The organism is Arthrobacter sp. ISL-5, assembly GCF_018613835.1.
Classification (GTDB): Bacteria; Actinomycetota; Actinomycetes; order Actinomycetales; family Micrococcaceae; genus Arthrobacter.
Genome location: NZ_JAGGPM010000004.1, coordinates 188,307 through 195,569 on the forward strand (window position 1 = coordinate 188,307; position 7,263 = coordinate 195,569).

Sequence of the window (7,263 nt, forward strand, 5' to 3'; positions counted from 1 at the left end):
TCCTCGGTTCTGAGAGAGCCAAGGGTTAGTTGATGCAACCAGGGGCCGGTGTGGGCCGGCCCCTGGGCGTTTTTCCCTCGGAAAAAGGAAATCTCTGTGTACTAGATCAAGGTGAGCGCGTAGGCGCGGCACCTGAGTTCTGCGCTGTTTGTGGCGTCGAATGGCGGTCCGCCGCTGGTGAGTGGTTGCTGAGGTTACCCCTGGGCGGCGGACCGCCCGACATTTTCAGGTTTCTGGCCTGCGGATGGTGGGTGGTGGCCGAGGGCCTTGCCGGGCGGTGGGGTTCCGCCCGGCAAGGGGTCTAGTCAGCGTCCGGTTGGTCCGTGGCCTCGGTGTTTTCCTCGGAGGGGATGTCGGGGTCGGTGAGGATGATCTTCTAGGTTCGTAGCCCCATGCCATGAGCTGGGTCAGGTAGTAGCGGTCGTCGCTGTAGCGGTTCCGCCAGCTCGTGCGGTCCACGTTCGCCTCGTAGGCGGTGATCATGGTGGCGAGCGTGACCATTTCGGGCTTGGTGGAGGGCTTGTCCACGTAGGCCTTGAACTCGCCGTGGCCGTCACCGGTGCCCAACAGTTCCGCTGTCAGGGAGGTCTTGTTCAGCGCCTTGCCGAGGATGTAGCTGGAGTGGGCGATGGTGTGGGCGATGAATTTCTGCGCGTTCTTGGGTGTGCTCTTACGGGTAAGCAGGGCTTTGACGAAGTCCCGGCGCACAACAGGACCGAGTCCATGGCCTTGTTGTTTTCGATGGTTTCCCGTCGTGCGGCCTTCTCGTCCTCGGTCATTCCTCCGGCGGGTGCCTTTCCGTCTTTGCGGAATCCCAGGGCTTTCCGGTCGGCCACGGCTTGGCGGGTGTACAGGCCGCTGTAGCCGACGCCGATGTACACGGCGTCCACTGCTTCCTCCGTGACCTTCTCGCCGTCGGCGGTGGTCAGGTGGTGGATGGTGGCCGCTGGACCCTTGTAGTCGTAGTAGCTGGGGTCCTCGTCCAGCACGATCAGGCCTTTGGCTTCGGCTTCGGCGGTGGCTTCCGCGATCAGGGCCGCGTCGCGGCGCTTGTCGCGGAGCCGCTGGGCGGTGTGGGCGAAGTGGCCGGGATTTTCGGTGGCGAGTCGTTCCAGTGTGGCAACGGCTTCGGCGTCCTCGGAGAATTCCTCGATGACTGCGGACTGTTCCAGCGTCAGTCCCTGCTCGAGTGCCTGGGCGGCGGCGGCGTTGGACTTCACTTTGAGCGCCGTTTCCACCACGGCCTTCTTCGCGCCCATCTTCCGGGCGATGACGGTGGCGCTGACTCCGAGCAGTGACATTTGGTGGAATGCTTCCGCGCGGTCGCCATCGTTCAGTGCGCTGCGGTGGTCGTTCTCCACGACCTGGGTGGCCAGCCTGTCGGCTTCTTCGGGGTTAGCCACGATGTGCACGGGGATGGGTGCCCGTCCGGCTTCGATGGCTCCGAGCGTGCGGCGCTGTCCCATCAGCACGTGCACGGTTCCGTCCTCGCCGCGGTGGGCAACGACGGGCACGAACACGCCGTGCTCCTTGATGCTGGCGACGAACTCCTTGGTCAGCCCCGCGTCCTTGCGGACGTTGGTGTCCACGGTCAGCGTGGCAGGGTCAAGCAGCTCCAATACAGGTGTTGCAGTCATGTCTTGTGTCCTTTTCCGAGGATTTGGTGGGCTGGGTGCGGTTGGTGACCGGCCAGCTTCCCCTCTCCCCCCGACGCTTCTATGTCTGTCAAGCGTGTGGAAACGGGTGCGGGCGGGGACCAATTGTTTTGCCGGTGGTGGGGCGGCTTTGGTGACCGGCCAGCTCCCCTTCTCCCCCCGTTGTTTTGGCTGCTGGCGAAGCTTGCGGAGCTGTGGCCGACGGAGGCCTGTCTACCCGCAGGGCAAGGGGCGGGAAATTCCCGGAGGAAATCAGCGACGAAGGAGCGCCGGAGGGACATTTCCTGCACCGCAGGCCCCGACGGAGGAGGGGCTAGACGGGCCGGAGCGGACACGTACAATCCGTCAGGACAGCAGCCAAAACGTCGTAGACAGAACAGGGCCAGGCGGTCCGGAGCTCTGCGACGGTGCGCCCTGGACCCAACAGCCGGCCGCGCCAGCGGACGCCCTTTTCCTGGTGAGCCCTGCGAACCCTCCATCAGCACCCCGAGTCTTCTTTCGGCGTCCCTGACATCGGCGACCGCGCGCCCCCGGTCGCCGGCACTGAGTGTGCAAATGGCGGTCCGCCGCCGCCGACCCACAGCGCAAGCCGGCCACTACGGCGGACCGCCACCGGTGACCGCCCCGGCAACGGGACGGCCACCTGAAGGCACTAGCCTGCGAGAAGTTCGGCCAGTTCAGCCGCATCCGACACCAGCACCGCCGCACCTTCTTTTAGGAGCCGGTGGCATCCCGCCGAGTTGGCACTGTGTACGCTCCCGGGGACGGCCGCGACATGGCGGGCAATGGTTTCGGCATGATGCGCGGTGTTCAACGCCCCTGAGCGCCAGCGGGCCTCCACAACGCAGGTCACCCCGGCGAGGGCAGCGATGATGCGGTTTCTCTGCAGGAACCTGTGCCGGGTCGGGGCGGAACCGGGCGGGAGCTCTGAGAGGGTCAGGCCGTTGCCGCGGATCGCGCCCGCGAGATCAGCGTTACCGGACGGGTAGTCACGGTCAAGGCCTCCGGCCAGTACCGCGAGGGTTGCCGGTCCTTCTCCCTGGCTTCCGGCCAACGCGGCCCGGTGCGCGTGCGCATCGATGCCATAGGCAAGGCCTGAGATCACGCAGATTCCACGTTGGGCCAGGCTGTACGCCATATCTCCTGTCACGGAGGCGCCGTAGCTGGTCGAGTCCCGGGAACCGGTCAGAGCCACACACTTCGAAGGCGCTGGAATGCCGTTGTCGATGCTGCCCCGGTACCAAAGCCCGTACGGGGCGTCGGGCAGATCGTCCAAGCCCTCCGGCCAGCGCTCATCCCCTGGGATGAGGAACCCGCCGCCCAGGCGTTCGATGATGGCCAAGTCCTTCTCCGGATCGACCTCAGGAACCCGCGGAGCCCACCGTCTCAACGCCTCTGACAGTTCTTCGACCGTGGCCTCCGGAATGGCGTGAACGGGCTGCGCGCCGGTAGCAAGCCTCAGCGCGGCGTACGCACCGAGCCTGCCCACGAGGGCCCGCCCGACACGGTCGCCGGGTTCGAAGAGTCGGGTCAGGGCTGCGCGTGCAATGCGATCGTTCATGGTTTCTCTCGTCCTTTGCTGAGGATCCGGCGGGCGGGGCGGCTTTGGTGACCGGCCAGCTTCCCCTCTCCCCCGTTGTTTTTGCCTGCTGGCGGAGCAGCGCGTAGCTGTGCCCGACGGAGCCGGGGCAACCCGAAGGGCAAGCAGAGGATGGGTTGTGGGAGGAAATCAGCGAAGCGCCGACACAAGGCATCGGCTGCGCAGCCGTCCGCAGGACGGTTGAGCCGGTGGAGCGGGCACGTACGATCCCCAGGACAGCAGCAAAAACAGAAAAACGCTTCTACAGCCCGAGCGAAGCGAGGTCCGTGCAGTAGACCTGGGCGTCAGCTAAGCGAGGCCCGGAAACCGGAGTCTTCAGGCAGCGCGTGGTTTCCAGGCTAGGTTGTGGTGCTCTCGCGTGCAGCACGGGCTTGCTGGTGGCGCCGCATCGCTCTTCAGATGGTGCGCCTTTGGAGCTCGCGGTACACAGTCGTCCGTGACACCCCGAACAGTTCGGCCAGTTCTGCCGCAGTATGCTCGCCGGCATCGTGCAGCGTCAGAAGATGCTTCCGCTGCGTCTTGGACAATTTTGGCTGCTTGCCTTTCAGTCGTCCCTTCGCTTTTGCGACTGCCATGCCCTCGCGGGTGCGCATCCGGATCAGATCCGCCTCAAACTCGGCCACCATTCCCAGGACATTGAAAAGCAGGCGGCCGACCGGATCAGTCGGATCGTGGGTGCTGCCGCCGAGACTGAGGACTACCCCTTTGGCCGTCAGCTCATCGGCTATATCCCGGGCATCGGAAAGGGACCGCGCCAAACGGTCCAGCTTGGTCACCACGAGCGTATCGCCGGCTCGGCATGCCGGCATCGCTTCACGGAGTCCAGGGCGCACACGGTTAGCTCCCGTGATCGACGAAGATCTGCTTCTCTTCAACACCAAGGGCCAGGAGAGCGTTCCGTTGGGCGGTCAGGTCCTGGTCGTTTGTCGAGACGCTGGCATAGCCGATCTTCATTCCAGTCATAACAAACATGGTTGCAGTAATCCCCCCGTCATCGTGCATTTCATCGTGCGGGTCTTACGTACATGGCCTAGGCCAGCAATCGCCCGGAACGTGGCGGCGGGCTTCCGCGGTACGGTGGTCGACCGGCTTACGGACGCACCGGAAACGTCCAGGTGCGAGCCTACCGACGGCGGTCGGGCGCCTGCTACTGTGAACCATCGCTGACGCAAGGGGGAGGTCATGCAGCTACGCGGCGCCGCTGGGCTCGCCATCATCACGCTCAGTTTGTCCGGCTGCGCGCCCTGGCTGCCTATGATTCAACACAAGCCCGCCCCCAGCCCAAGTTCGACAGGGCCTTCGGGCAAGATCCCCATCACCGGTCAGCCCTCCGCGCTGTTCTGCGAGAACGCCGGGGCGTACCTGTCCAAGTTCCCCGACCTCCCGCTGTACCGGCCGGAGCCGGAGATACCGAACGCCATGGGTACTCTCAGCTGCATGTACACGAGCGACCCCAGTGACTCCGACCGTCCGCGGGTCATCCTGGATGCCCAAGCCGTGAAAGACGACGAAGACCGGGCCGCCTTCACCGAACTATGTGATAACGGAAAGCTGGGACCCGGCACGGCCAAGGTGACCGCTGACTGGGTCAAGGACCGCGGCTGGTCGGCCTGGATAGCTGCCCACGACCCGACCTTCAGCGAGGCCGTCCTCTGTACCCGTGACCAGTTCTACGAGATATGGGTGACGCACGTTCCCGGCGCCACCGCCGACGATGCCCTGGCCACCATCATGGCCGCCGTCGACTGATCCGGCCTCAGCAGCGACAAACACGTCCCCCTCGCGCCCCCCGTCGCGCGGTGCGGTGTGGACGGTGTACAGGGCCTGCATGCCGATGACCAATGCACCGCGGAAGCGCCGACCGCGATTGCTTCCGGCATCCCAATCAGCTGCTGGCCCCGGTACCACAGACTTACCCGAGCGTCGTAGAGCTTGGCTGAAGGCTAGGCGACGCGGTCCACAAGTAGACAAAGCCGGCTGGCGCGGCGCCCGGTAAGGGATCGTCCATCGCGTCACGAGATAAGGTCGTTCACCGCCGATACGCAGTTTTCGCGCATCCGCGCTTTCGAGAAAAGAAACTACGCTTCGACGAGAATCACCAAGGTCTCGGGCAGCACGCCGTCGTACGCCATCGCTTCGGCCCCGGCCTCGGACTGCACAAGGGCCGCAAGGGCATCCATGTCGGGAACGTCCATCAGCACCGCCACCTGCGTTGGGTTCTGTGGGTTGACGAACGTCCGGATGTTGGTGACGCCGAGGGGTCCGAAGATCTCTTCGCGTTTCGGTGAGGCAAGCCAATGATCCTTGTCCTTCACATCGTGGTGGCCGATCACGGTTGGCATGGCGCGTCCTCTCGACGAGGGCCAGCGGTCCGCAGGCCCACTGGGCATAACGGTAGTAGTCGTTCCGCACCCATACAAGGCTTTTCGTGGCCGCATCTCGCTCGGTCTGCGGGGTGCCCGCAGGGGGATCCTTTACCGGACGCGGCGTGGTCACCTGAGTGGGAGCGGGCCCGCCTGCTTGGATGGAGTCGTGGCGGTTTTTTACTTCGATGGTGACCAGACGCTGTGGGACTTCCAGGCCATGATGAGGCGCGCCATGGCCGCCGCGATTGGCGAGCTGAGTCGGCTCCGGCCCGACGCCGAAGGCGACTTGGGCGTGGACCAGTTTATCGCCGACCGCGAAGTGGTCGCCGAAAGGCTACGCGGCCGGGTCACCAACCTTGAGCAAGTGCGTTTAGAAGCGTTCAAGCACAGCCTTGCGCGGATCGAGATTCCGGATGACGCTCTTGCCGCACACCTGAACGCGTTCTACCTCGAGCGGCGATTCGCCGACGTCGAACTCTACGATGACGTCCTGCTTGTTCTGGCCGAGCTCCGGCGCAGCCACCGTGTGGGGCTCTTGTCCAACGGCAATTCCTATCCTCACCGATTGGGATTGGAAGATCTGTTCGAGGCGAGCGTGCTCTCCCAGGACCATGGCATCGAGAAGCCTGACAAGCGCATTTTCGATATCGCCTCGGCGCTGCTTCCGGGCGAACCGCGGATCATGGTCGGCGACTCACTGCGGAACGACGTCGAAGGCGCGCAATCGGCTGGCTGGACCGGGATCTGGCTCAATCGAGACGGCGCGCCAACCCCAAACGACGCAGCTCCCGACCTAGTGATTCGCAGCTTGAGGGATCTCCTCGAGCTCGCAAGAGGCTTGTGACCGCGTTCGGTAAGGGATGGCGATCCCTCTCCGGGACACCATAACGTCATTGAACGCGCTCACAGAAGGCTGGCCATATGGCGCCCTTTTTAGCCCTCAAACGGTCGCGACGTAATCTAATGCCATGGAGCGAGTGCTGTTCGACCAAGTTGTCGAGACCGATTACGGGCAATTCGACCTCACTTGGACCGGGGACGGCTTCGACGGAGATTTCGATCGCTTCTTCGCCGGTCAGACCAACGGATTGGTCGGCGCCTCCGACCCCAACGGCCTGTATATGAACTTAGCCCGCCGGTCAGGCGGATCGCCCGTGCGCATCGTTGTGCTGGAAGCCAAGCCCAGGGACGATGCCGATGCCCCATGGGAGGACGTCGTCGAGGTGTCATTTGTCCTCCCCGAAGGACACCAGATGCGGTGGAGTTCCTGGGCAGGCGAGAGCGGTGGCGCACTTGCCGGCATACCGCCCGGCAGCTACCGGCTGAGAGCCAGCGCAATGGGACGAGATCGAGGAAGGGAAGGTGAGTTCTCCGATCACTCCGTCGACTCCTATCTCCTCCAGATGTGGCCGGCGCCCCCGCAGTCAGACGCGGTGCTGCGCACCGGGAGCGAGGACGCCAAATACTGGCATCGCGAGGTAGGCCACCGTCGATAATCGCGCAGCCTTACCCAACGCCGAATGACTCCCGTACCGCTGCTTCCTTAGCCTTGATCCACCGATGTTGATTGGGTTTCGGTCGGCGATTTAAACCGAGAATGCCCGCCTTTTCAAGGAAAATGAGCTTGTCTAGAACCCATTGA

At 64.2% G+C, this 7,263-nt stretch carries 7 protein-coding genes and 1 pseudogene; 3 read left to right on the forward strand and 5 right to left on the reverse strand.

All coding sequences use genetic code 11. The annotated features are described in order from the left end of the window. Positions 1-225: 225 nt before the first annotated feature. The 4 genes and pseudogenes from J7I89_RS24950 to J7I89_RS02425 all read right to left on the reverse strand — a co-directional run bounded on the left by J7I89_RS24950 (position 226) and on the right by J7I89_RS02425 (position 4,218). Complete coding sequence (locus J7I89_RS24950; RefSeq protein ID WP_251044786.1) at positions 226-708, reverse strand: hypothetical protein; 483 nt, start codon at positions 706-708, stop codon at positions 226-228. Then, entirely contained in the window at positions 594-1,637 is a 1,044-nt protein-coding gene (locus J7I89_RS02415) for a ParB N-terminal domain-containing protein (protein ID WP_251044787.1), read from the reverse strand. The genes J7I89_RS24950 and J7I89_RS02415 overlap by 115 nt, the downstream gene beginning before the upstream one ends. Before the next feature lie 670 nt (positions 1,638-2,307). Beyond that, positions 2,308-3,216 (reverse strand): DNA-processing protein DprA, encoded by a 909-nt coding sequence (gene dprA / locus J7I89_RS02420; RefSeq protein ID WP_214966942.1) that lies wholly within the window; start codon positions 3,214-3,216, stop codon positions 2,308-2,310. A 434-nt stretch (positions 3,217-3,650) separates the two neighbouring features. Then, positions 3,651-4,218: pseudogene (locus tag J7I89_RS02425) on the reverse strand (recombinase family protein). Positions 4,219-4,437: 219 nt separating this feature from the next. Between J7I89_RS02425 and J7I89_RS02430 the strand changes: the two are divergent. Continuing rightward, positions 4,438-5,004, forward strand: coding sequence for a hypothetical protein (locus tag J7I89_RS02430; protein WP_214966944.1), 567 nt, complete (start codon positions 4,438-4,440; stop codon positions 5,002-5,004). A gap of 329 nt (positions 5,005-5,333) precedes the next feature. Here the strand turns inward: J7I89_RS02430 and J7I89_RS02435 are convergent, their stop codons facing one another. After that, positions 5,334-5,597: a hypothetical protein gene (locus J7I89_RS02435; protein WP_214966945.1), complete on the reverse strand. Its 264-nt coding sequence runs from the start codon at positions 5,595-5,597 to the stop codon at positions 5,334-5,336. A gap of 190 nt (positions 5,598-5,787) precedes the next feature. Between J7I89_RS02435 and J7I89_RS02440 the strand changes: the two genes are divergently transcribed. Both J7I89_RS02440 and J7I89_RS02445 read left to right on the forward strand, forming a co-directional pair. Continuing rightward, positions 5,788-6,465, forward strand: a complete 678-nt coding sequence (locus J7I89_RS02440; RefSeq protein WP_214966947.1) for an HAD family hydrolase — start codon at positions 5,788-5,790, stop codon at positions 6,463-6,465. A gap of 124 nt (positions 6,466-6,589) precedes the next feature. Next, complete coding sequence (locus J7I89_RS02445) at positions 6,590-7,117, forward strand: hypothetical protein (protein WP_214966949.1); 528 nt, start codon at positions 6,590-6,592, stop codon at positions 7,115-7,117. The last annotated feature ends 146 nt before the right edge of the window (positions 7,118-7,263 follow it).

Coding starts and splice junctions, on each gene's coding strand:
- J7I89_RS02430 (WP_214966944.1), top strand. CDS start 4,438: ATGCAGCTACGCGGCGCCGCTGGGCTCGCCATCATCACGCTCAGTTTG.
- dprA (WP_214966942.1), bottom strand. CDS start 3,216: ATGAACGATCGCATTGCACGCGCAGCCCTGACCCGACTCTTCGAACCC.
- J7I89_RS02415 (WP_251044787.1), bottom strand. CDS start 1,637: ATGACTGCAACACCTGTATTGGAGCTGCTTGACCCTGCCACGCTGACC.
- J7I89_RS02445 (WP_214966949.1), top strand. CDS start 6,590: ATGGAGCGAGTGCTGTTCGACCAAGTTGTCGAGACCGATTACGGGCAA.
- J7I89_RS02435 (WP_214966945.1), bottom strand. CDS start 5,597: ATGCCAACCGTGATCGGCCACCACGATGTGAAGGACAAGGATCATTGG.